At 57.8% G+C, this 22,690-nt stretch carries 16 protein-coding genes; 7 read left to right on the forward strand and 9 right to left on the reverse strand.

Annotated features, from left to right (window positions below; genetic code table 11):
* Positions 1 to 12: 12 nt before the first annotated feature.
* Together OHL23_RS25690 and OHL23_RS25695 are read left to right on the forward strand one after the other, a co-directional pair.
* On the forward strand, positions 13 to 372 hold the full coding sequence (locus OHL23_RS25690) for a PilZ domain-containing protein (protein WP_263354908.1): 360 nt from the start codon (positions 13 to 15) through the stop codon (positions 370 to 372).
* Between the two features lie 29 nt (positions 373 to 401).
* Positions 402 to 1,148 (forward strand): response regulator transcription factor, encoded by a 747-nt coding sequence (locus OHL23_RS25695; RefSeq protein ID WP_396127426.1) that lies wholly within the window; start codon positions 402 to 404, stop codon positions 1,146 to 1,148.
* Here the strand turns inward: OHL23_RS25695 and OHL23_RS29075 are convergent.
* Together OHL23_RS29075 and OHL23_RS25700 are read right to left on the reverse strand one after the other, a co-directional pair.
* Entirely contained in the window at positions 1,093 to 1,644 is a 552-nt protein-coding gene (locus OHL23_RS29075) for a MarR family winged helix-turn-helix transcriptional regulator (protein WP_396127423.1), read from the reverse strand. The two genes, OHL23_RS25695 and OHL23_RS29075, sit on opposite strands and share 56 nt — an antisense overlap.
* A 168-nt stretch (positions 1,645 to 1,812) precedes the next feature.
* On the reverse strand, positions 1,813 to 2,388 hold the full coding sequence (locus OHL23_RS25700) for a YceI family protein (protein ID WP_263354910.1): 576 nt from the start codon (positions 2,386 to 2,388) through the stop codon (positions 1,813 to 1,815).
* A gap of 239 nt (positions 2,389 to 2,627) precedes the next feature.
* Between OHL23_RS25700 and OHL23_RS25705 the strand changes: the two genes are divergently transcribed.
* From OHL23_RS25705 to OHL23_RS25715, 3 genes are all read left to right on the forward strand, one after another.
* Positions 2,628 to 3,899 (forward strand): MFS transporter, encoded by a 1,272-nt coding sequence (locus tag OHL23_RS25705; protein ID WP_263354911.1) that lies wholly within the window; start codon positions 2,628 to 2,630, stop codon positions 3,897 to 3,899.
* Between the two features lie 319 nt (positions 3,900 to 4,218).
* Positions 4,219 to 5,502, forward strand: coding sequence for an ABC transporter substrate-binding protein (locus OHL23_RS25710; RefSeq protein WP_263355059.1), 1,284 nt, complete (start codon positions 4,219 to 4,221; stop codon positions 5,500 to 5,502).
* Positions 5,503 to 5,545: 43 nt separating this feature from the next.
* The gene (locus OHL23_RS25715; RefSeq protein WP_263354912.1) at positions 5,546 to 7,522 is read left to right on the forward strand and encodes a sensor histidine kinase; all 1,977 of its coding nucleotides are present in this window, start codon (positions 5,546 to 5,548) and stop codon (positions 7,520 to 7,522) included.
* A 22-nt stretch (positions 7,523 to 7,544) separates the two neighbouring features.
* Here the strand turns inward: OHL23_RS25715 and OHL23_RS25720 are convergent, their stop codons facing one another.
* Positions 7,545 to 8,219: a flavin reductase family protein gene (locus tag OHL23_RS25720; protein ID WP_263354913.1), complete on the reverse strand. Its 675-nt coding sequence runs from the start codon at positions 8,217 to 8,219 to the stop codon at positions 7,545 to 7,547.
* A gap of 187 nt (positions 8,220 to 8,406) precedes the next feature.
* On the opposite strand from OHL23_RS25720, the gene phoU reads away from it, so the two are divergent.
* On the forward strand, positions 8,407 to 9,078 hold the full coding sequence (gene phoU / locus OHL23_RS25725) for a phosphate signaling complex protein PhoU (protein ID WP_263354914.1): 672 nt from the start codon (positions 8,407 to 8,409) through the stop codon (positions 9,076 to 9,078).
* 47 nt (positions 9,079 to 9,125) lie between these two features.
* Here phoU and xylB read toward each other — a convergent pair whose 3' ends face one another.
* From xylB to OHL23_RS25750, 5 genes are all read right to left on the reverse strand, one after another.
* Positions 9,126 to 10,601, reverse strand: a complete 1,476-nt coding sequence (gene xylB / locus OHL23_RS25730) for a xylulokinase (protein ID WP_263354915.1) — start codon at positions 10,599 to 10,601, stop codon at positions 9,126 to 9,128.
* Positions 10,602 to 10,708: 107 nt separating this feature from the next.
* Positions 10,709 to 12,007: an MFS transporter gene (locus OHL23_RS25735; protein WP_263354916.1), complete on the reverse strand. Its 1,299-nt coding sequence runs from the start codon at positions 12,005 to 12,007 to the stop codon at positions 10,709 to 10,711.
* A 13-nt stretch (positions 12,008 to 12,020) separates the two neighbouring features.
* On the reverse strand, positions 12,021 to 13,115 hold the full coding sequence (locus OHL23_RS25740; RefSeq protein WP_263354917.1) for a tartrate dehydrogenase: 1,095 nt from the start codon (positions 13,113 to 13,115) through the stop codon (positions 12,021 to 12,023).
* 148 nt (positions 13,116 to 13,263) lie between these two features.
* Positions 13,264 to 14,196 carry an aspartyl protease family protein gene (locus OHL23_RS25745; RefSeq protein ID WP_263354918.1) on the reverse strand — a complete coding sequence of 311 codons (933 nt, stop codon included), beginning with the start codon at positions 14,194 to 14,196 and terminating at the stop codon, positions 13,264 to 13,266.
* 263 nt (positions 14,197 to 14,459) lie between these two features.
* Positions 14,460 to 16,979, reverse strand: coding sequence for a beta-glucosidase (locus OHL23_RS25750; protein ID WP_263354919.1), 2,520 nt, complete (start codon positions 16,977 to 16,979; stop codon positions 14,460 to 14,462).
* 573 nt (positions 16,980 to 17,552) lie between these two features.
* Here OHL23_RS25750 and OHL23_RS25755 point away from each other — a divergent pair.
* Positions 17,553 to 20,936, forward strand: a complete 3,384-nt coding sequence (locus tag OHL23_RS25755) for a TonB-dependent receptor (protein ID WP_263354920.1) — start codon at positions 17,553 to 17,555, stop codon at positions 20,934 to 20,936.
* Positions 20,937 to 21,077: 141 nt separating this feature from the next.
* On the opposite strand, the gene OHL23_RS25760 is transcribed toward OHL23_RS25755, so the two are convergent.
* The gene (locus tag OHL23_RS25760; RefSeq protein ID WP_263354921.1) at positions 21,078 to 22,298 is read right to left on the reverse strand and encodes a pyridoxal phosphate-dependent aminotransferase; all 1,221 of its coding nucleotides are present in this window, start codon (positions 22,296 to 22,298) and stop codon (positions 21,078 to 21,080) included.
* Positions 22,299 to 22,690: the final 392 nt, after the last annotated feature.

Genomic DNA, 22,690 nt, shown 5'->3' on the forward strand with positions numbered 1-22,690 from the left:
GGATTTCGGATCATGAACCCATCGGTCCCAGAGTTACCTGTTTCACTCAGAGGCATCGACGGTGCGCTTCGGCAAGAGGTTCGCTGTGCGGTGCGGTTTCCTTTAAGCCTACCCGTGGTTCTCTCGACGGACGAAGAAGTATTCTCAGCGGAGACGGTGAATGTATCCGCAAGCGGAGTACTTTTTGTCACGGATCGAAAAGTCCTAACGGGAACGCAGATCGGATTCTCATTGCGTATGCCAGGGGAGATCCTGGGAACGCCACGCGATGTACTGGTTCAGTGTCGTGGACGTGTGGTACGCTGTTACCCAAGCCAAAATGGGTACCATACCGCTGCGACTATTGATGAGTACAGATTTTCAGATCAGTAACCAGACGGGCGCATATGGCAGTCATTAAGATGGACTTTCTGGAAGATTCTCCAGAAGGAGAAGTGCAAGATTCCGTTGCCAAACCTGGCGCGATCCGTGTCATCCTCGCGGATTCGCAGGCTATTTATCGCGTCGGGATTCGAAAGGTCTTCGCGCTGGAAGACGATGTCCGGGTGGTTGCGCAGGCTGATTCGATCGAGAACCTGCATGCTGCGGTTCAGCGCTACCCAACCGACGTTGTGCTGCTTGAAGGCGGCATGTTGACTGGCACAGCCAATGCCATTCCTGAACTGCTCCGATTGGCTCCCAACATCAAGATCATCGTACAGGCTTCCTATTCAGACGAGAGCCACACGGTCGAGCTCTACCGCCGTGGTGTGCGCGGGATCATATCCAGGGCAATTTCGCCGGATCTGCTGGTCAAATGTGTGCGCAAGATTGCCGGCGGTGAAACCTGGATCGACAATCAGTCGATCAATCTGGTGATTGAAGCTTACCGCTCTCAGGCGGCTGCTCTGGTAAGCCCGCGCACTCAGCCCCGTCTCTCACCCAAAGAGATGGCCATTATCACCTGCATAACCCAGGGTAAGCGCAATAAGGAAATTGCCTACCAATTGGGAACGACAGAACAGGTGATCAAGAACTATCTGCGCAAGATCTACGATAAGCTGGGCGTATCAGACCGGCTCGAACTTGCCCTCTATTGCCTGCATCACAAGATTATTCATGGTGAGGGGGAAGAAGAGTCGATCGTGGCGAAGGTAGCTTCCCGCTAACGGGCGACTGCAGTTCGGTCGAGCTTCCACCAGCCGCGCAACATCGGGCCTTTCTTAGTAATCGGGTCAATGAATAGAGTTCTTCCCGGGTGAGCTCCTGAAGGAGTTCCCTGGGACCCTGTTCCACCAAGCTGTCCAGTTTCCCCAACACTTCCAGACCAAGATCTGTGATACGGGACCATACGACTCTGCGGTCCTGAAGGTCGCGCTGCTGGCAGAGAAGCGATTGCGCCTTCAACCGGGCGAGCAGCCGGGTGATATCCGGCTCGGGCGTAATCATCATGCGTCCGATCGAGGAACAGGTCAGACCGGCGGGTCGGGCAGATCTCAGAATTCGCAGTACGTTGTATTGCGTCAGGGTGAGTCCGGAGGGCTTGAGGCGTTGCTGCATTGCGCGATGCAGACAGTCGGCGGAACGCATTAAGTTAAGCAGCGCCTCTTCGTGGGGACTGGAGAAGCTAGGGGCTTGCTCGGATCCCTGAGAATTTGCCGCCATTTCTTCTCCTGACGGAGTTTGGATGCTCCACGCCGGGGGTTCGAATCAAAAGCTGAAATAAGTCAGGTGGGAAGCAGATCAATCGTGCATGACCGCTTCCCCACCCTGCAGAAGTTCTTCCCAGTACGACAAGCGCACCGGACGAGGCTTCAACGAACCGAAGGCTGCTTACTGCTTGGCGGCGTCGAGCTCGATGGTGAGCTGAACTGCGTCGCTCAGGATCGCCTCCGGGACTTTGGCTCCAATACCGAAGTCAAGACGATGAATGGTCGTTGTCGCCTCGAAGCCGGCATGTGGCTTCTTGTCCATCCCGGTAATCGGACCGGTGGGGCCGGAGACGTCCAGAACCACTGGCTTGGTTACGCCATGCAAGGTGAGGTTGCCGCTGACCTGCAAACCGGAGCCACCCTTGGCCACGCTGGTGCTGGTAAAGGTGGCGGTCGCGTACTTCTCAACGTCGAAGTAGTTGTCGCTCTTCAAATCGTTGTCGCGAGGGGATATGCCGGTATCCACACCCGTCACATCGATGGTGGCATTGACGCTGGACTTGGTAATGTCCTTATCGTCATAAATGATGGTGGCGTCTATCTTGCCAAAGCGGCCATGAACGTTGGAGATGGCCAGATGCTTGATGGAGAAGTCAACTTCGCTGTGTGCGGAGTCGGCCTTCCAGGAAGAGGTCTGCGCAAAGGCGACAGGAGCGATGAGGGCGAGGGCGGCCGAAGCCAGCTTGAGAACTTTCATAGAGCGATCCTTTCGTGCGAATCAATCAATTGGGGTTAAGCTGCCGATCCAGAATCTCTGGTTCGGCGAGAACGGGCCTTAGGCGATGCATCAAGGAAACCGGGGGAAACCGACGAAATCCTGCGCATTCGTGTAGCGGCACTACAAGAAGTCGCGGATATAGGATGCGCTAAGAAAATAGTTGTTGCAACAAATATTTTCGGATAAGGAGATTTTCTGATGCACGAGTGGCGTCTGGTATGCTCCGGCGTATGTCTGCTGGTTCCTTCCGCTCTATTGGAGAGCACTTTGGCCGCCTTACACGCCCGCAGCGTCACGCATTTCTGGCTTCCTTTTTGAGCTGGTCGCTGGACGCGCTGGATTTCTTCCTGCTGATCATGTGCATTCCGGCGATTGCCGGGGAGTTCCATGCGCAGGTCTCGGCGGTTGCCGATGCGGTGTTTCTGACGCTGATCTTTCGTCCCGTGGGTGCGTTTCTCTTCGGGGCAATGGCGGACCGATTTGGGCGCAAGCGAACTCTGATCGTCAACATTCTGTGCTACTCGGTTATCGAGCTGAGCTGCGCCTTTGCGCCTTCGCTGCCGTGGCTGCTGGTGCTGCGGGCGCTGTTTGGTGTGGCAATGGGCGGGGTTTGGGGGGTAGGAGCAGCGCTGACCTTTGAGAGTTTGCCGAAAGAGGGCCGGGGAGTATTCTCTGGGATTCTGCAAGAAGGCTACGCGTTGGGATATCTGCTGGCGGCTGCGGCTTTCGGGCTGCTTTTCCCGTGGATTCACTGGCGTGGACTATTTGTTGTTGGAGCGGCCCCGGCGCTGCTGGTGTTTTTTGTGGAATCGAAGGTCGAGGAATCTCCCGTGTGGATCGCGGCCCGGCAGGAAGCGCGCAAGCGAAAGGCGGACGGAGTTGCGAGACCACCTCTGCTTGGCAAGCTGCTTACTTATGCGCCGACTTTTCTCTTTCTGATTGTTCTGATGTCTGCGTTTACCAGCTTTTCGCACGGAACGCAGGATATTTACCCGACGTTTTTGTTGAAAGGCCGAGGTTTTACGCCGGGGATGGTGGGGCTGCTGGCGGTGATCTACAACGTTGGCTCGCTGGCAGGCGGATTTGTCTTCGGCACGCTCTCAGAGCGATGGGGACGGAAGCGAGCGATCATTACGGCTGCGCTGCTGGCGATCCCGATTGTGCCGCTATTCGCTTATGGGCACTCGCCGCTGGTGCTGGGAGTGGGCGCATTTCTGATGCAGTTCATGGTGCAGGGAGCGTGGGGCGTGGTGCCGGCGTATCTCACGGAGCTTTCGCCGGGGCCGGTGCGGGCGATCTTTCCCGGGCTGGCTTACCAGCTCGGCAATCTGCTGACCTCGAGGAACCTGGTGATTCAGAACAAGCTGGCGGAGCGGTTTCACAACTTTTCGCCTGTGCTGGCGGGGACGGTGATCTTGGTTGCGCTGGCTCTGGCGCTGGTGACGGCTTGCGGACGGGAGAGCCGCGGCGTGGAGTTGGAGGCTGGGTGATTGGGAAGAAACTCACCAAGGGGAAAACCCAATGCTGCGGGAGCCGTTGATCACTTCTCTCATCCTGACATATTCAGGACTTATCTAGACTTATTCTGGGCAGCATTTCTTTTCTCTCAACCATGGCTCGCCAGGGTCTACCTCGGCAGCATCGATTTGACATTTGAAGGTTGCGGGCTATCATCGGGGGGGTGTTCGTCGAGGCGGGTGGTAGATGGCGTACCCATGCAGAACGCGCGAAAATCGCATCTCTAGCTCGTGGCTGGGCCATGTTCGCCGCTTTGCGCCCGGAGGGGTTTGTCTCCTCGTCTGCCTGGTGATGCAAGCCTGCCATAAGACTAGCCCGTCTGCACCTCCGGTCACGCTTACTCTCATTGACCAGGGCTGGCTTAGAAGCAACTATCAGGGTCGCCTCGGCGAGATAGCAGAGTTCACACGGCAGACTGGAATTCGAGTGGAGTTCCTGCCTGGACCCGAGACAGCAGCGGAGCAGCTGGCGGCCTATCGCAAAATGCTGGAGAACGGAGCAAAAGTACCAGATGTTTACACGATCGATGTGATCTGGCCTGGGATTCTCGCAGAGAACCTTCTCGACCTCAGGGCGTATATTCCGGAGCAAGAGATCCACGCACACTTTCCAGAGCTCATTGCCGCCAACACGGTCAACGGCAAACTTGTAGCACTGCCGTCCTTCTTGAACGAAGGCTCGTTGTTTTATCGCTCTGACCTGCTGCGGAAATACGGATATCGGGCGCCGCCGAAGGCATGGGAAGAGCTGGAAGCCATGGCGAGGCGGATTCAATCGGGCGAGCGTGCGAGCGGGAACAAAGATTTCTGGGGTTTCGTTTGGGAAGGAGCAGCTTCCGAGGCTCTGACCTGCAACGCGCTGGAATGGCAGGTGTCGGAGGGTGGCGGAACAATACTCGACAAGAACGGCAAGGTCACGGTCAACAACCCGCAGACCATTCGTGCATGGGATAGAGCCGCCCGCTGGGTAGGCTCCATTTCACCCCCCGGAGTGGTCGCGTTTAAAGAGTCGGATGCGGGTAACATGTGGCAAGCCGGAAAAGCAGCGTTCCTGCGCAATTGGTCAAGTGGATATATCGCCGCCCACGCTCCGGACTCCATGCTAAGGGACCGCTTTGACATCGCTCCCCTTCCGAGCGGCGCTGCCGGGGCAGCCGCAACCTTGGGTGGAGCTGGTTACGGGGTTTCGGCACATTCGCTCCATCCACGTGAGGCAGCAATGTTGGTCGGTTTTCTCTGCAGCCGCAACCTGCAAGTAACAAGACTTGGGAAAACAAGTGACGCGCCTACTATTTCTGCGCTATATGAAGAGCCCCAGGTCTTGGCGAACAACCCGCATTGGCCGCGCGTTTTAGAAATATTTCGCAAAGGAATCGCCTTGCGTCCCTCCCCGCAGGCTGGAAAAATGTATCCGGAGGTGTCGCGCGCCTATTGGGAAGCCGTACACACGGTTCTAACTCGAAAAAAATCTGCGACACAAGCGGCAGACGAATTGCAAGCCGAATTGGAGCGGATGCTAAAAACACCTGTTGTTCGCGCGAACGCGGAATTTGATAAAACGGCTGCGCAACGGTAGAGTAGTCGGACGACACGGCTCATCGTCGCACGAGAATGTCAACATGGAGACGAATGCGACCAAGATGGGCCAGGCAATGCGCGGTGGAATTCGAAATGCGTTTCGGCCAAGTGACCTGAGCATTCGCTCACGTCTGATCGCATGTTTCGTATTGATCGTCGTGTTAATGATCGCTGCGGATGCAGTAGCTGGATGGCAATACTGGCAAATAGAGGCTTCAGCTCAGCGCGTAAGTAAGACGGATCAGATATCTGACGCGGTTGTTCGCGTTCACCTCGACGTCGACTCCTTCCGGGATAGTACGACTGCACTGGCCGACAGTCACGATACTCGCCAATTTTCCGGCGAAGCGGCCTCGATCCGGCAGACTTTTCTGCAGCACGTCGATCACGCCGAGCAGATGCTCAGGGCAAACCCCGACATTGAGGAAGACACACGCATCTCCAGCGCACTCGAAAGTCTGCGACTGACACTGCTTTCGCAACTCGACACAGCGGTCCAACTGGCCACTGTTGGTGAATGGAACGCCGTTCAGTTCCGGCTGGCAAATCAGATCCCCGCTCTGATCGAATTCAGTTCATCGCTGGTACAGCGAGTCGACCAGCAAGCACTGGAGAAGCGCAACGAAGCCAGCGAAAACGCCCAGAAAGCACGCCAACGCCTATTCATCATCGTTCCGGTTGCCGCATTGCTGACTCTTCTCGCTGCCGCTGCACTTGGCTGGTATCTCACTCAGACCGTCACGGGCCCGCTTTCCCTACTCACTGCGTCCGCCGAGGCACTGGCCCGGGGCGACTTTCAGCACAAGGTCCAATTACGAGGGAACAACGAACTGGCTGTCCTGGGAAATGCCTTCAACGATGCCGCCCAACAGCTTCAGAAGCTCTACGAAGATCTCCGGCTGAGCGAACGTGAGCTTCGTGGCGCCATCAACACCGTTCCGGCCCACGTCTGGAGTGCGTCGCCTGATGGCACTGTCGATTTCGTTAATGAACGGTTACTGGAGTTTGCAGGTTTATCTTCAGACGACTTATTGGGATGGAAATGGGAATCCGTAATTCATTCCGATGACCGTGCCAGGTTCATCAGGGATTGGTGTGCGGCTGTTGAGGATGGGCATCCGATTGAGAATGAGATAAGGGTGCGGCGGGCGGACGGGCTGTATCGCTGGTTTCTAGTCCGCAGCGTGCCGCTGCGGGACGACGCGGGAAAGGTCGTCAAGTGGTATGGCAGCAGTATCGAAATCGAGGACCTCAAGCGCGCGGAAGAAGAGCGAGAGAGATTACGCCTACTACAATCGGACCTTGCTCATATACAGCGGGTGACAACGATGGGCGAATTTGCTGCTTCCATAGCGCACGAAATCAGGCAGCCGATCACAGCCGCTTCCATAAACGCGAATGCCTGTTTGCGATGGTTATGGCGCGAGCAGCCCAACATCGAGAAGGCACACGAATCCGCATCGAGAATTATTCAGAACGTAACCCTCGCTTCCGACATCATCAGTCGGATTCGCGTTTTGTACAAGAAGGGGGAGCAGCTACGGGAGTGTGTCGACGTAAATGAAGTGATCGGGGAAATCATCAGCCTGGCGCGCAGTGAAGCGAGGCGACATGCGATTTCCATCCACACCGATCTCGCGCCTGAGTTGCCCCATGTAATGGCGGATCGCGTGCAGCTGCAGCAAGTTATTATGAACCTCGTGCGCAACGGGATCGATGCCATTTGTGAAGCGGATATGGCAGGAGACCTCACAATCAGATCGCAACGAAGCTCTGTTGACCAGCTGCTGATCTCGATCCGCGATACAGGGATAGGTTTGCCTCCCGAGCGGGCAGACAAGATTTTTGAAGCATTTTTCACGACGAAGTCTCAGGGTACCGGCATGGGCCTGTCCATTAGCCGGTCGATCATTGAGTCGCACGGAGGCCGCTTATGGGCCACCGGAAATCCCGATCGGGGAACGACGTTTCAGTTCACGCTACCCATCGAACCTGCCGCGTCGACGGTGGTGGCGTAAACATCAGCCTTTCGTTGTCGACCTACTTGGGCCGCTCCAGTTCGAAGCGTTCGCGGGTGTGGACCCAGGTGTTGCCAGCCATGCGGCCGACGGCGTCTAATTTGGCGGGATCGATGCGGAAGTTCTGTTCGAGATCGGCGTTAACGTGGAATCGAACGATCTGGCCGAGGACGATGACGCCGCCGCCAGGCGCATGATTGGTAATAACGACCTGCAGCAGTTTGCACTCCATCTGGGCCGGCGATTCGGCGACCCTGGGCGGACGGACGACTTCGCTGGGGATGGCGGTCAGGCCGGCGAGCTGAAATTCATCTACTTCGGGGCCAACTTCGGCGGAGGTAGCATTTGCGGCGGCGGCGATAGTATCGGAGACGATGTTGATAACGAATTCGCCGGTTTGTTCGACGTTGCGCAGGGTGTCTTTTCTGTCGTCGGGACGGTTTCCGATGGCGCGCAGGGATGGGCAGAAAAGGACGGTGGGGGGATTGGAGCCGACTCCGCAGAAAAAGCTGAAGGGAGCGACGTTGGGAACGCCGTCGCTGTCGACGGTGGAGACGAGGGCGACCGGGCGCGGAACGATGAGCCCGGTCATGAGCTTGTAGACTTCAAGGACTGAGTGGTCTGCGGGATTGATGGTGAGCGTTCTGGCGTGCGTGTTGGAGGATGGATGCAAGGACGGGTTGGAGGGCACGGACATTCCTTCAGCTTAACTGTGCGGAGGCACACGCAGGAAGGCGGATCATGATGCCATTTCCGGAAAGTTGTTCATCCTATGACAGTCTTGATGCACGAATAGGAAAGCCTTACAGGAAATTTGCGAGATGGTAACAACGCTTCATGCACAATCGTAGTTGCATTGTTTGGACCTACAGGGAGACACCGCCGTGCCGCGAATTCACTTTCAACTACAACTCGCCGAACTGAAGGATAAAATTCTGGCGATGGCGGCGCTTGCGCAGCAGGCCGTGGAGGCCTCGGTGGACGCTTATCTGAATCGCGACGCGGGGCTGTGCCAGTATGTGCGAGAAAATGAGACGGCGATCAACACCGCGCAGCGTGCTCTGGACGAGATGGCTTACGAACTGCTCGCAAAGGAGCAGCCGATGGCCATCGATCTGCGCTTCATCCTGGCGGTGATCAAGATCAACGGCGATCTGGAGCGCATTGGCGACCAGTCCATGAGCATTGCGGTGCGCACCCGCGATGTGCTGGACCTACCGGACGTAAATCTGCCGGTGGACCTGTTTGCCATGGGCGAGTATGCCAGCCGCATGATCCGGACGGCTCTGCAGGCGCTGCTGGATGGCGACGCGCAGGTTGCCGACACGGTGCGTCTGATGGACGACGAGATTGACCGCATGAATCACCAGGCGCAGGCGGATCTGCTGGCTCGCATCCAGCGCAATCCGGAGGAGACACATCAGGCGTTGAATGCCCTGCTGATTGCGCGCAACCTGGAGCGGATCGCCGACCACGCGACGAACATCGCGACGGATGTAATCTTCTGGATTCGTGGCGCGGATGTGCGCCATGAGCTGAGCCTGGCTACGGATTAAGGCCGGTGCTCCGGTTCAGCCCAGATATGGGAGAACCGAAGCGCACGCTATCTCAACGTTGCCAGAGCCGGATAGAGTTTTCGCCAGTGGTTGTATCCGGCAGCGTAGGCCGCTTGCCACGCTGGGTCGGGCGCGATGCGCTCGGCTACGGTGATGGCCTGAGCGCAGGCTGCGTCAAGATCGGACCAGGCACCGGCTCCGACCCCGGCCATCAGGGCTGCGCCGAAGGCTCCGCCTTCTTCGGCAGTTAGTACTTCGACGGCGTGGCCGTAGACGCCAGCCTGAATCTGCCGCCAGAGCGGGCCTCGTGCGCCGCCGCCTCCTAGCCGGATGCCGCTTACCGGGATGCCCAATTGGGCAAAGAGCGAAAAGGTATCCTGCAACGAATACGCAACACCTTCGAGGACGGAGCGGACGAAGTGCGAGGCGTTGTGCGTGGTTGAAATGCCTGTGAAGGCGGCGCGGACCTCGGGGTCGAGATGCGGTGTGCGCTCGCCGAGCAGGTAGGGAGCCCATTCGAGGCCGTCGCTACCTGGCGCGACTGCGGCGGCTCCGGCTGTGAGCTTGTCGTAGTCCTGGCCGGAGAAAAAGGTCTCTTTGAGCCAGCGGAAGCTGAGTCCCGCGGATTGGGTGACACCCATGACGTGCCAGCGGCCGGGGACGGCGTGACAGAAGGTGTGCAGGCGGCCTTTTGGATCTTTGATCGGGCTGGCGGTGGCCGCGAAGACGACGCCTGAGGTTCCGATGGTGGCGGAGACGGAACCGGGTTGGAGGATGCCCATTCCGACTGCGCCTGCCCCCTGATCGCCTGCTCCCGCGACAACGGGGATTCCGGCTGTTATGCCTGTCAGTTCGGCGGCATCGGGCGAGATATTTGCGCACACTTCGGGCGATTCGAAGAGTTCGGGGAGCCAGCTTTCGGGGATTCCGGCGGCGGAGGCGACTTCGGAGGACCAGCGGCGGTTCGTGACGTCAAGCAGCAACGTTCCGCTGGCTTCCTGGACGTCGATGGCGTAAGCGCCGGTAAGGCGGAAGCGGACGTAGTCCTTGGGGCAGAGGATGTGCGCGGTGCGCGCGAAGATCTCGGGCTCGTGCTCTTTGACCCAGAGGAGCTTGGTCAGGGTGAAGTTGGGCAGGGCCGGATTGCACGTCAGTTCGATGAGGCGGTCGTAGCCGATTTCGGCGGTGAGCCAGTCGCACTGGGGCTGGGTGCGGGTATCGCACCAGATCAGCGATGGGCGCAGGACGATGCCGTCTTTATCGAGCAGGACGGCTCCGTGCATCTGGCCGGTGAGGCCGACGCCGTAGATTTGCTGCTTTGGCTCAGGGGCGGCGGCAATTGCGGCGCGGATGGCGATGAGCGCGGCACGCCACCAGTCTTCGGGGTCCTGCTCGGCCCAGCCGGGGTGTGGTGTGCGGAAGGGTGCGTGTTCTTCGGAAGCGGAGCTGACGACGCGCCCCTGTTCATCGATCAGCACTGCTCGTGTGCCGCTTGTTCCCACATCCATACCCAGAAACCACATTGCTCGACCGCCTTCCTAAATCGCTTTTCTCAATCGTTTTGGAATGATTGTATCGCCGCGCTGGCCAGCATAACAGGGTTTGCCCGGAGTGGGAAAGTCTGCGCGGCTCAGGATTTGCGGTGGCGCAGTTGATGGCTGAGGGCGAGCATGACTGCGGCGGAGACGGCGAGCATGGCTCCGACGGCATAGAGGCCGCCGGCGTAGCTACCCGATTTGTCTTTGAGCCAGCCGATGAGGAATGGACCGGCGAAACCGCCGAGGTTTCCGATGGAGTTGATCAGGGCGATGCCTGCGGCTGCCTCCGCTCCGGTGAGAAAGGCGCTGGGCATGGCCCAGAGCGGGGCTTTGGCTGCGCTGATGCCGATGTTGACCAGCATGAGCGCGAGGATCACCCCGACAGCGGTGTGCGTAGTTCCGGCCCATACAAATCCAAGACATGCTACGACGCAGGGGATCACGACATGCCAGGTGCGCTCAAGCGTCCGGTCGGAGTGACGCGCCCAGGCTATCATGACCGCGATGGCGACGAAGCTGGGTGCAGAGTTGAGCCAGCCGGTGGCGAGCGGGGAAAAGCCGAATTGGCGGAGGATGAGAGGCGACCAGAGGCCGAGGGTGTAGAGTCCGGCGGATGTGCCGAGGTAAACGAGGGAAAGCGCAAGGATGCGGGGATCGGACAGGGTCTTCCAGATTCCTGTGGTGTGCGCTGCATGGGTATCGCTGCCGGTGCGCTCGGCTTGCAGGGTATCGACGAGCCAGGCCCGTTCCTCGGGTGCGAGCCAGCGTGCTTGTTCCGGGCTGTCGGTCAGGAAGTAGAGGACGACAAAGCCCAGAAGGATTGCGGGCAGCGCTTCGAGAATGTAGAGCCACTGCCAGTTGTTGAGACCGGCGAAGGCCGGAAGCTGCATGAGCGCTCCGGAGATGGGCGAGCCGATGGCGGTAGATAACGGCGCAGCGGCCATGAATGCGGCGGCGGCCACGGCTCGGTGACGGGCTGGAAACCAGAGGCTCAGGTAGAGGATGATGCCGGGGAAGAATCCGGCTTCGGCTACACCGAGCAGGAAGCGCAAGGCGTAAAAGCTATGTGGCCCGGTTGCAAAGGCTGATGTTGCGGAAACAAGACCCCACGAGACCATGACGCGGGCGATCCACCGTCTTGCGCCGACGCGATAGAGGATGAGATTGGACGGCACTTCGAAGAGGAAATAGCTCACGAAGAAGATGCCGCCGCCAAAGCCGAACATGGCCGAGGTCAGGCCGATGGCCTTGTTCATGCTGAAGGCGGCGAATCCGACGTTGACGCGGTCGAGAAAGCTGACGAAGTACAGCAGCATCACGAACGGAAGGATGCGTCGGCTTATCTTGCGGACAACACGGGTTTCAAGGCTGGTTTTCTGATCGAGAGCCATGGACCTCAACTGTTCAGGCTGTAGCGAGATGACTCCTGGAGGCCGCGGTGATTTGAGTGCAAACTGCCTCGGTGACCTGCGTTGTTGTGGCTGTTCCGCCGAGGTCGCGGGTGTGCAGCGATGGATTGGCCGTGACGTCTTCGATGGCTCGCATGACGAGCTTTGCGGCAGCGGATTCGCCGAGGTGCTCGAGGAGCATGACTACGGACCAGAAGGTGCCGATGGGATTGGCCAGGCCTTTGCCCATAATGTCGAAGGCTGAACCGTGGATGGGTTCGAACATGGAGGGGTAGATGCGCTCGGGATTGATATTGCCGGTCGGCGCGATGCCCAGACTCCCTGCTAACGCAGCGGCGAGATCGCTGAGGATGTCGGCGTGGAGATTGGTGGCGACGATGGTGTCGAGCGAGGCCGGACGGTTGACCATGCGGGCTGTGGCGGCGTCGACTAACTCCTTGTCCCAGGTGACGTCGGGGAAGTCCTTGGCGACTTCGGCGGCGATTTCGTCCCACATGACCATGGCGTGGCGCTGGGCATTGCTCTTGGTGATGACGGTAAGCAGCTTGCGCGGGCGGGATTGGGCGAGGCGGAAGGCGAAGCGATGGATGCGCTCCACGCCAGCGCGGGTCATCAGGGACAGGTCGGTTGCGACTTCGATGGGGTGACCCTGATGCATGCGGCCGCCGACGCCGGAGTATTCGCCTTCGGTGTTTTCGCGCACGATGACCCAGTTGAGGTCTTCGGGCCGGCAGCGCTTGAGGGGCCCATCGATGCCGGGAAGAATGCGCGTGGGGCGCACGTTAGCGTACTGATCGAGGCCCTGGCAGATTTTGAGACGCAGTCCCCACAGCGTGATGTGGTCGGGGATGTGTGGATCGCCGGCGGAGCCGAAGAGGATTGCGTCCTTGCTGCGGAGTGCGTCGAGGCCGTTGTCGGGCATCATCTTGCCATGCTGGCGGTAATAATCTCCGCCCCAGTCAAAGTCTTCGAATTCAAAGGTAAAGGAGTTATCAGACGCAGCGAGCACTTCCAGAAGCTGGCGGCCAGCCGGGATCACTTCTTTACCGATGCCATCGCCGGGAATGGTGGCGATGCGATATGTTTTCATCTTTCGACTCCTGAACGAACATCTCGCCCGTTTCATTGGACGAGTCACGACCTAATCGCGACGCAGCAGGAGCCCGCTTACTCCTGCATGCAACTCCACATCGGAACAATAAATCAGCGATGGGGTGTGCGGGCTTGGCGAACTGGCATTATTGCCAATCGGAAGCGATGCGGATGTTCTTTCTGGTGGTGAAAAAGCGGGCGAGGCAGTGTTTTTGATCGAAGCTCACGACGAAATCCTGGAGCGTGCCCGAGCCTACGTCGGCGACCGGGAAGTTGGGGATGATTTCGATGAAGGGCTTGTCGAAGGTGTGTCCCGCAAATTCGACATCCTCATCGATCTTCCCGCCGAGAATGGGAAAGGTGCTGACCTGGGTGTGTCCACGAGCGACGACGTCGAGGCTTCCCTGGAACTTGAGGCTCTCCGCGACGCTCTCAGGAACGCATATTCCCTGACCGCCGGAGTCGATCTGGGCTTCGACTGGCTCGTTACCAATCTCCAATATGACGGTGGGGACGAGTCGCGACATGTGGAGTGGGAGCACGTTTGGATCGCCGCTCTGCAGGGAGTCTCCAACGCTCAGGACGAGACGGTGCCGCGGATAGTCCAGGGTCATGAGCTCGTTCCGAAAGAGCCGGAAGCCGAGGATGCCGTCGTATGGTCCGACAGTGGTCAGCGCTGCATGAACGTCCGCATGTACGGATGGGAAGTCGACGCCAGCTACGGTGAGCTTCTGGATCGCTACGACATTGACGCCTTGGACATTCTGACCGCCCAGGTCGGTGAGGTGGCGGCGTTCGACGACCTGCAGGCCGAGCGTGGCGGCAAGAGCGGGCGTCACGATGGCGTCGGAGCTGGTTCCGGTGTCGATGATGAAGGTGAACGGTCCCTTGCCGTTGATCATGACTTTGACAAATGGGACTCCGTGCCGTAGTTCGAGCGGAGCGGAGGTGGCTCCTTTCGCGGGCGCGTAGGAATGCGGTGATGAGGATTGAGTTGACGGTTCCCCGGCGCCGCAGATCACGGAGGAAACTGCGATCGTCGCCCAGGCAAAGAAATCCCGCAAGCGCGGATGCTTCATCGCGTTCCTTTCACGACATGATTTATGAGATTTTCTTTATACGTACTCTTCACCATTTTGTACTTCTTCATACAACTCCGTCAATTTTTATTTACATAACGATGTATTCATTGAACTTATTTTTATTTATTTCTGCACTTTTCTGAAGTTTGTTTGCAAATGCAACTATGCCGTTTTGGACGCGAGGATATCTCCGGAAAACAGAACGGCCTGCCGAGGGATGCCCGGCAGGCCGTTGCGCTTGCTTGTTTTCGATTGGATTTCTACTCGACCGCGGTGAGACTGCCCTCCAGAGGCGTCGACTCGGAGGAGTCTCCGACGTGGATCAGGAACTTGCCGGGGTCCATCTTCCAGTTCTTCGCGGACTCATCCCAGTAGGAGAAGGATCGCGCATCTAGATTGAGCGTGACATGTTTTGTTTCTCCGGGCGCGAGCCTGACTTTCTCGAAACCCTTCAATTCACGCTCGGGACGCTTCACTTTTGCGCCAGGTTCGGAGACATATAGTTGCGCAACTTCCGCGCCAGCCACGCTGCCGGTGTTGGTCACATCGAAGCTGACGGAGGCCGTGCCGCCGACCTTCACCGTTTGGGGTACGACAAGGTTTGCAAACGAAAACGTCGTGTAGCTTAGGCCGTATCCGAAGGGATAGAGCGCGTGTTTGCCGGTGGTTGTCCAATAGCGGTAGCCCACCATCAGACCGTCTTTGTAGTGGACGTGCTGCAGGCCGTCGGCTTCCTTGTGCGAGTAGTAATAGTCGTACGAGGGATTTTCCTTCCAGTCGCGGTCGAAGGTGACGGGGAGTTTGCCTTCGGGGTTTTGTTTACCGAGCAGGACTTCGGCGATCGCGGTTCCGCCCTCCTGACCAGGGTAGTAAGTCATGAGCAAAGCTGGAACCTTGTCGAGCCAGCGGTGTGTATCGACTGCGCCGCCGCCGGTCAGTGTGACCACAGTCTTCGGATTGGCCGCGGCGATGGCTTCAATGAGAGCATCCTGGCCCCAGGGCAACTCGAAGGTGCGATCATAGCCTTCGCTCTCCGTGTCGGCATCGAAGCCGATGGAGAGCACGACCGCGTCCGCTGTCTTCGCAAGGCGGAGTGCGTCGTCGGAGACAAGGCTGGACTCGGGAGCGAGACCCAAGGCGAGGCGCACGCCGGGAGTAAACGGCACGTAGTCGGCCACGATGTGAATGGGTTGACCAGCGGTAAGGTCGATGGTTGTGGAGAGCGGAATCTGGCCCTCGCGATGGGGTTGATCGAGGAGTTGCTTGCCATCGACTTTGACGGTGAAGGAGTCTTCGCCGGATGCGGCGGCTAAGAGGAGATATCTGCCACTCTTCTCTGGCTTGTAAGTTGCGGTGTAGCGCAGGCTGCGTGGATTAGGATCTGTTGCATCCCACATTGCCTGCTTCAGATCATTGATCTGTCTCTGATGGCTTTCTTCTGCTTTACCGGAAAACTCGTGATTGGCGAAGGTTTCCACGCGTACATCGCCATCGAAGTTTGTGTTGCCGAAGATATCCGCTACGGTCGGCAGACCGCGCGCGTAGACAACGTTGGCACCTGACTGCGCAGCGAGATTGCTCAGGCCGGTGAGGATACTGACCGGATCAAATGCCTGCGCCTGCGACGAACCACCGCCGCCGGTAACTGCCGGCCAGGCGTCAGGTCCGATGACTGCAATGGTCTTGACCTTGCCCGGATCGAGCGGGAGGATATGTCCCTCGTTTTTGAGCAGGGTGAGGCTTTCGCGCGCGCCTGCGAGAGCCGCTGCGCGATCGGCGATCGAGTAAGTGGAAAGCGAGTCGACGTACTGAGAATGTGCGTCGGGGCCAATCCAGTTATAACGCAGAGCTACGCGGAGCAGGCGCAGTATCTTGTCGTCGATGGTCGATTCTTTCACCTTGCCGGACTGCACCGCGGGCAGCAGTTCTTTCTTGTTCATGAACTTGGCATAGGGCATTTCTAGATCGAGGCCGTTATTGGCTGCGCCGACGCCATCGTAAGTCGCGTCCCAGTCGGACATAAGAAGGCCTTGAAAGTTCCATTCACCTTTGAGGACCTTGAGATTCAGGAACTCATTCTGCGTGGCGTGAACGCCGTTGAGCAGATTGTAGGAGTCCATGACCGCTGTGACCTTGGCTACTTTGACGGCGGCCTCAAATGCCGGGAGATACAGCTCGCGCAGAGTGCGTTCATCCACATCGGAACTTACATTGTGGCGATCGTACTCTTGATTGTTCGCGGCGAAGTGCTTCACAGTTGCGCTCACGCCCTGGGACTGCACGCCTTCGATGTAAGGAACCGCAAGGTGAGCATTGAGAAACGGGTCTTCGGATAAGTACTCGAAGTTGCGGCCGTTGACAGGCGAGCGCGCGATGTTGACACCGAGGGCCAGCAGGAAATGCACGCCGCGAGCACGGGCGTCGCGGCCGAGTCCTTCGCCTACCTGGCGGGCGACGTCCGGGTCCCAGGTAGCGGCGAGTGCAGCACCACCGGCGTAGGCCGTGGTCGGCCCAAAGGTCCGGACGCCGAGCGGTCCATCCGACATTTTGAGGCGCGGCAGGTCGACAGACGGGATCGCCTGGGTGTACATGCCGTCCGTTCCGCCGAGCAGATCGATTTTCTGTTCGAGGGTAAGTTTGGCCAGGATGGCGTGGGCGCGGGCTTCGATCTCCGGCGAGTCTGGAACCGGCCCGGAGATGGTTGATTGTGCAAGCAGCATGGAGCCGCGTTGTCCGGCTGGAAACAGACTCGAAGCCAGCAGCACAACGGCGAGAACCATTCGAAAAATCGTTTGAGTAGAGGTGTTACGTGATATCCGCATGTCCGCAAGAAGCGTAAACCTCTGGGCCGTCGGTTGGCAAAGATTTCCGGAGGAAAACAGTCTTGTGAAATTGGGATGAGAAGGATCCAGGTATCTGCACTTTCGCCGCATTCGGTCCCATATCTACGCTTTGACTTCGCATTTGATTCGGCTGTCTAAGCCCCAGGTTCGAGTACGGCTGACATAGCCGGAATATAACGCGGAGCCTTCGTCTGTATTTCCCTTCTGAATTCCCTGGATAAGTGGTCTGTTTTGAGTAGTCCTGATAAAGGAGGGTTATCCAGCGATGCTGGAATTGCGCTATATATGCTGTTTCGCGAGGCTTTTTCCATTGCATTTTTAATGCAATTGTCACTATGCTTACGAATGGAACCCACCAAACCAGCATTCTGTCGTAGCGGTAAATACCCAGAAAAGTATTAATCCCGCTATGTGCGCGCTTGCGCACTGGCAGTATCGCATCCGATTACCACTCTTTTCCGGAACGCGAACAGGAGCTACACACCCTGAAGTTTTTTGGAGGAAGCACGCATGAAGCTAAGTGGTTTTCGCAGTTTCCGCAGTTCCCCTGGCATAGCAACTATGTTGCTTGCCTTGTTGTCGGCACTTCCAATCAGTGCCGGGGCTCAGACGTTTCGCGGCGCCATCAACGGCACGGTAACAGATCCGTCAGGCGCGGTCGTGGCCGGTGCGACGGTGGAAGCTGTGGAGACAGCTACCAACGCATCGCACAAATCCATCACCTCAAGCGCAGGTGAGTTTGCCTTCCCCGATATGCCGGTCGGCAGCTATACCGTCTCTGTCACCGCTTCCGGATTCAAACCCGAAAAGATCGACCAGGTACCTGTATCCGCAGGCGCTACTTATGCCCTTCCTGTAAAACTTGGCGTGGCTTCCGCTGGCGAAACGGTGGAAGTTACGGCCAATTCACTTGCGGTCGATACGGTCACGGATACGCAATCGACGACGCTACCTGAGACAGTTGTGCAGAACTTACCCAACAGCGGTCGCGACTTTACGCAGATGCTGGCTCAGACTCCTGGATTTGCAGGACTTTCGACCGGCGGCGGCGGGGGCTACGCCAGCGTCAACGGAACCCGCACCAACTCAGTGAACTGGCAAATTGAGGGCACGGACAACAACGATCTCTGGTGGAATATCCCTGCTGTCAACCAGGGCGGAGTTTCGGCGATCGCAGGCGTCATTCTTCCTATCGACGCCATCGAGAACTTCTCCTTTGTGACTGCCGGTACGACCGATCTTGGCCGTAACTCGGGCGGCACAGCTAACCTTACGATCAAGTCCGGCACCAACGGCCTGCATGGATCGGCCTACTATTACAACCACAACGAGTTCTTCCAGCACTCCAATCCGTTTACCGGAGCGACAACGGAAACTCGCAATCAGCATTACGGTTTTTCGGTTGGTGGTCCAATTGTCAAAGATAGGCTGTTCTTCTTTCTGGCTGGGGAACATCAAGCGTTTCTGATCGGTGCGCAAGCAAAGGCGACTGAGCCTTCGGCCGCTTATCAAACCGAGGCTTATGCGATTCTGGATGCCTACGGCGTGCCGCACAATGCTGTCGCAGCAAATCTTTTGAACGGTAACGGCAGCCTGCCTGCACTATGGCCGGCGGTTGCATTGACCGGATCTGCGAATACCGATAACTACACGTCCACCGGCAATCTCACCGGGCACAGCTTCAACGGAATCGCCAAGCTCGACTATCAGCTCTCCCCGAGGGACCACATCGCGGCGAACTGGTTTGTCGGCCAGGGAACTCAGACGGCTCCGACTTCGTCTGAGCTGTACTACTACTTTGAAAATGCGCCTATTCATGTACAGAACTACTCTCTGGTAGAGAACCACGTCTTTTCGCCAAGCATCACTAACCAGATTTCTGCCGGTGTCAGCTACTTCAATCAGGCCTTCAGCGATGCCAATACAGCCCTCGATCCAATCGGGCTGGGATTGAATACCGGAGTTACCGATCCGGCACTGGGAGGCGCTCCGCATCTGATCATCGGTCCAACGGGCGCAAGCTCTGGACTGACCGCGGGCGGAAGCGGGTTCGATCCACTTGGCGTGACTCCGCCCGAAGGTAGAAACGACATTACCGGGCATCTCGATGAAAACCTGAGCTGGATCAAGGGGGCTCACCAGATGCACTTTGGCGGCGAGTTCCGTCAGGCGCAGGTCGACGACTTTTACCAAACAGGCGAACGCGGCACGATTTACTTTGATGGAACGCAGGGACCATGGAATGCTACCGGTACAGCGTGCGCAAATCTACAGACCGTCACTCCGAGTGCAACTACGCTGGCAGCGCTTACCTCGGACCCGAATGCGTACTTTCTGGCGGACTTCCTAGCCGGATGTTTTGACCCGACTAACTCCGAAAACGTAGTCGGTGATCCTAAGCGTCAGGTCTTCGTCAACACTTTCTCGCTCTCCGGACAGGATCAATGGGAAGTGGCGAAGAACCTGAGCCTGAACTTTGGCGTCCGGTACGACTATGAAGGTCCGGTGCACTCGGACGAACCGAATCTTTCCATCTTCGATCCATCTCTTCCCTCTGGCCTTGCCGTGGCCGGTAAGGATGTGGCGAATATCTATCCGAAGTTCTGGGGCGGCGTGAGCCCTCGGATCGGATTCGCCTATCAGCCTTACAGGAACGACAGGACGGTGATCCGAGGCGGTTACGGCCTGTATTACGACTCCATCTACATGAAGTCGATTCTGGAGAACAATGGCGCACAGAACATCTCGGTCTTCGGTCCTGGACAAAACCCGGCCGGATCGGAACAGGTTGTACAGGCACCCGGTCTTGCGAACACAGTGATCCAATCGGGTACTCCGATCTTCGAATCCTATGCCGATGCGCTCAACGGGCAGGGCGTGGTGAAGATCTCCACCTTCGATCCCCACTTCCGTCCCGCCTACACACAGGAGTTTGACTTTAATATTCAGCAGAGCCTGACTCCTTCGGTCATCTTCCAGCTTGGGTATGTAGGAACCAAGGGAACCCATCTGCTCGGATTGTTCGACATCAACCCGGCGCTCCCAGGCTCCGCTGTTCAGGCGAACCCGAACCTGACGCGCCCTTACTACAGCCAGTTCCCTAACTTCTCGGTGATTGACGAGGCCCGCAGTAACCTGGGCTCGATTTACAGCTCCTTGCAAAGTTCGCTGCGTATTCAGAACTATCACCATCTGACTGCGCAACTGGCTTATACCTGGGGTCACGCGTTGGACTATGAGACTGGCTTCCTGCCATATGTTCCGCAGGACCCCGCAAACGAGAAGGGGGAATACGGCAATTCCGACTTTGATGTGAGAAACACGGTAACCGGCTATCTGGATTACAGCATTCCGACATTCGGTCACACGAACCGGCTGGTGAAGGGTTGGGAGATCAACTCCGGATTCTCCTTCCACGGTGGCGAGCCCTTCACGGTTGTATCTGCCTCCAACCCGAGCAACAACGGAGAAGGCGCCGACCGTGCGGTTCAGGTGATTGCCAATCCGACTGCCGGCGTCTCCCACTCCATCGTGAACGGCGTCGTTCAGTGGTTTCAACCCAACGCGTTTGTCGATGAACCGGAGACAACCACGGTAGGTCCTGCGGGCCCGAATACTTATTCGCCTACACGCCGAGGCCAGAACTACAACCCCGGCTACAACTCCGTGGATGTTTCGTTTATCAAGACGACGCAGATCAAGGAGCGGGTCAGCGCGCAGTTCCGCGCTGATGTATTCAATATCTTCAATCGCACCAACTACGAGCCGGTTGGCCTTCCAAGCGCTGGAGAATCCGGCGCGATTGGTTCAACCATCGGGGTGTACCTTGGCAACCCGGGAATCGGACCCGGCGAACCTTTGAATGCTGAGTTTGCCTTGAAGATTCTCTTCTAGCCAGCCGGGATAATCCGGTAATCAACGAGCGGTGTCCGGCGAACCGGACGCCGCTTTGTTTTGTCTTATGTCCGTAACTCGCCAGATGAAACAAGAAGGCCCTGCCACGATAGCAGGGCCTTTTCCGTGCTTGCTGAGCAGTTACGAGAGGTAGGCGAAGGGCGTTTCCCTCATGCGCTCGTGGATCGGTTGAGGTTCCAGGCCGGCGGTTGATCCGCTCATCACTTCCTTGAAGGTCTTCTGGAAGACGGCCATCTCTTCGCGGGAGCCGACGGTGACGCGAACGCAGTTGGGCCATGCCGGCCAGATGCGCCCTATGTAGACATCCTTCTGGGCCATGGCGGCGTAGACCTCTTTACCGGGGCGGCGAACGTCGAGCATGAAGCAGTTGCTCACGGACGGCGTGGCATGGTAGCCCTCGCTCTTGAGCCACGCGAGATTTTCGGCGCGAATTTCGCCGATGAGCTTCTTGCGGGTGGGCACCAGATCGGTATCGATGAGACTGGCTTTGGCTGCGGCAATGGCGGTGATGGGCATGGAGTTCTGGCCTCCGAAGGTGGCGATCTGCTTCAGCAGGTCGGGGCGTCCGATGGCGAAGCCCATGCGAATGCCAGCCATTCCGTAGAGCTTCGAGAAGGTGCGCAGAACAATCACATCCTTGCCGTCCTTGACGAAATCAAGCGACGGTTGGGCATCGGAGAGGTGAATATAGGCCTCGTCGATCAGGATGACAGTTCCCTTCGGAGCTTTGGAGACCAGATACTCGACATCCTCGCGACTGGTGACCGTGCCGGTCGGATTGTTGGGATTGCAGAGGTAGATAACACCCGGTGTGGTCGATGCGGCCAGCATGGCCTTCACATCGTGCGTGGCGGCGCCTTTGGGATCGAGCAGCGGAACTTTGATGATGGGAGCGCCGGAGATATTCGCAGCCCACATCGGAGCTTCATAGCCTGGATCAGCGATTACGAGTGGCTTGTCCTTGGAGGTAAAGGCCAGCACGGTGAAATGCAACGGCTCACTGGAGCCGGCATAGACATCGACATAGCTGGGATCGAAGCCTTCCATTTTGGCGAAGGTCTCGCCGAGTTCCATCTGCATGGGGAACTCGTAGCGGCCGCCTTTGGGGATAATCTCGGCAATCGCCTTGCGCGCGGACTCCGATGGGCCGAGGGGATTCTCGTTGGCGTCGATGTGGATGCCTTTGTTCGGATCGGCAAATTTAGGACGCTGGGCGAAAGCGAGGCGGGATTCAGTTAGGACGGGGACCGAGGCGAGAGCCGAAGTGGCTGCGGCGATACGCAGGAAGTTACGGCGAGACAGGCCGCTACAGGCGACAGGATCGAGAATGGGAGTTTGCATCGATGTGACTCCTGAAAGACAAGATAGGTGAAATAGAGCGCAGAGGGGGCGCGGAGGCGTGGCCTGACAGAAAGGACGGAACAGGTTGGACTGGTTCCATACTTCAAGGTAGCGTTAGATGGCAAGTATGACAAGAAGGAAATCGGAAAGAACTTCCAAGCGGCGGAATCTCGTGCTAGTCTTGGTGCGGTAAACGATTTCCCGAACAGAAACGGGCCTCGAAATGGCCCTCCAGGGGAGCGATCATCCGCAAGTTCTTTCTCTCGTCGCAAGTTGGAAATGGTTTTCGCGGGGGCCGAGGCACGGATACGCGATCGGCACCTCATTTCGCTTGACAGGTATGCAGGTAAACCCATTTACTAAGACGGCGTCTCCGGCTATCCGGAACAAAT

The sequence above is a fragment of the Acidicapsa acidisoli genome (genome assembly GCF_025685625.1).
Taxonomy (GTDB): Bacteria; Acidobacteriota; Terriglobia; order Terriglobales; family Acidobacteriaceae; genus Acidicapsa; species Acidicapsa acidisoli.

Excerpts from the sequence above, each read along its gene's own strand:
- OHL23_RS25690 (WP_263354908.1), top strand. The coding sequence starts at position 13 with ATGAACCCATCGGTCCCAGAGTTACCTGTTTCACTCAGAGGCATCGAC.
- OHL23_RS25695 (WP_396127426.1), top strand. The coding sequence starts at position 402 with ATGGACTTTCTGGAAGATTCTCCAGAAGGAGAAGTGCAAGATTCCGTT.
- OHL23_RS29075 (WP_396127423.1), bottom strand. The coding sequence starts at position 1,644 with ATGGCGGCAAATTCTCAGGGATCCGAGCAAGCCCCTAGCTTCTCCAGT.
- OHL23_RS25700 (WP_263354910.1), bottom strand. The coding sequence starts at position 2,388 with ATGAAAGTTCTCAAGCTGGCTTCGGCCGCCCTCGCCCTCATCGCTCCT.
- OHL23_RS25705 (WP_263354911.1), top strand. The coding sequence starts at position 2,628 with ATGCTCCGGCGTATGTCTGCTGGTTCCTTCCGCTCTATTGGAGAGCAC.
- OHL23_RS25710 (WP_263355059.1), top strand. The coding sequence starts at position 4,219 with ATGCAAGCCTGCCATAAGACTAGCCCGTCTGCACCTCCGGTCACGCTT.
- OHL23_RS25715 (WP_263354912.1), top strand. The coding sequence starts at position 5,546 with ATGGAGACGAATGCGACCAAGATGGGCCAGGCAATGCGCGGTGGAATT.
- OHL23_RS25720 (WP_263354913.1), bottom strand. The coding sequence starts at position 8,219 with ATGTCCGTGCCCTCCAACCCGTCCTTGCATCCATCCTCCAACACGCAC.
- xylB (WP_263354915.1), bottom strand. The coding sequence starts at position 10,601 with ATGTGGTTTCTGGGTATGGATGTGGGAACAAGCGGCACACGAGCAGTG.
- OHL23_RS25735 (WP_263354916.1), bottom strand. The coding sequence starts at position 12,007 with ATGGCTCTCGATCAGAAAACCAGCCTTGAAACCCGTGTTGTCCGCAAG.
- OHL23_RS25740 (WP_263354917.1), bottom strand. The coding sequence starts at position 13,115 with ATGAAAACATATCGCATCGCCACCATTCCCGGCGATGGCATCGGTAAA.
- OHL23_RS25745 (WP_263354918.1), bottom strand. The coding sequence starts at position 14,196 with ATGAAGCATCCGCGCTTGCGGGATTTCTTTGCCTGGGCGACGATCGCA.
- OHL23_RS25750 (WP_263354919.1), bottom strand. The coding sequence starts at position 16,979 with ATGGTTCTCGCCGTTGTGCTGCTGGCTTCGAGTCTGTTTCCAGCCGGA.
- OHL23_RS25755 (WP_263354920.1), top strand. The coding sequence starts at position 17,553 with ATGAAGCTAAGTGGTTTTCGCAGTTTCCGCAGTTCCCCTGGCATAGCA.
- OHL23_RS25760 (WP_263354921.1), bottom strand. The coding sequence starts at position 22,298 with ATGCAAACTCCCATTCTCGATCCTGTCGCCTGTAGCGGCCTGTCTCGC.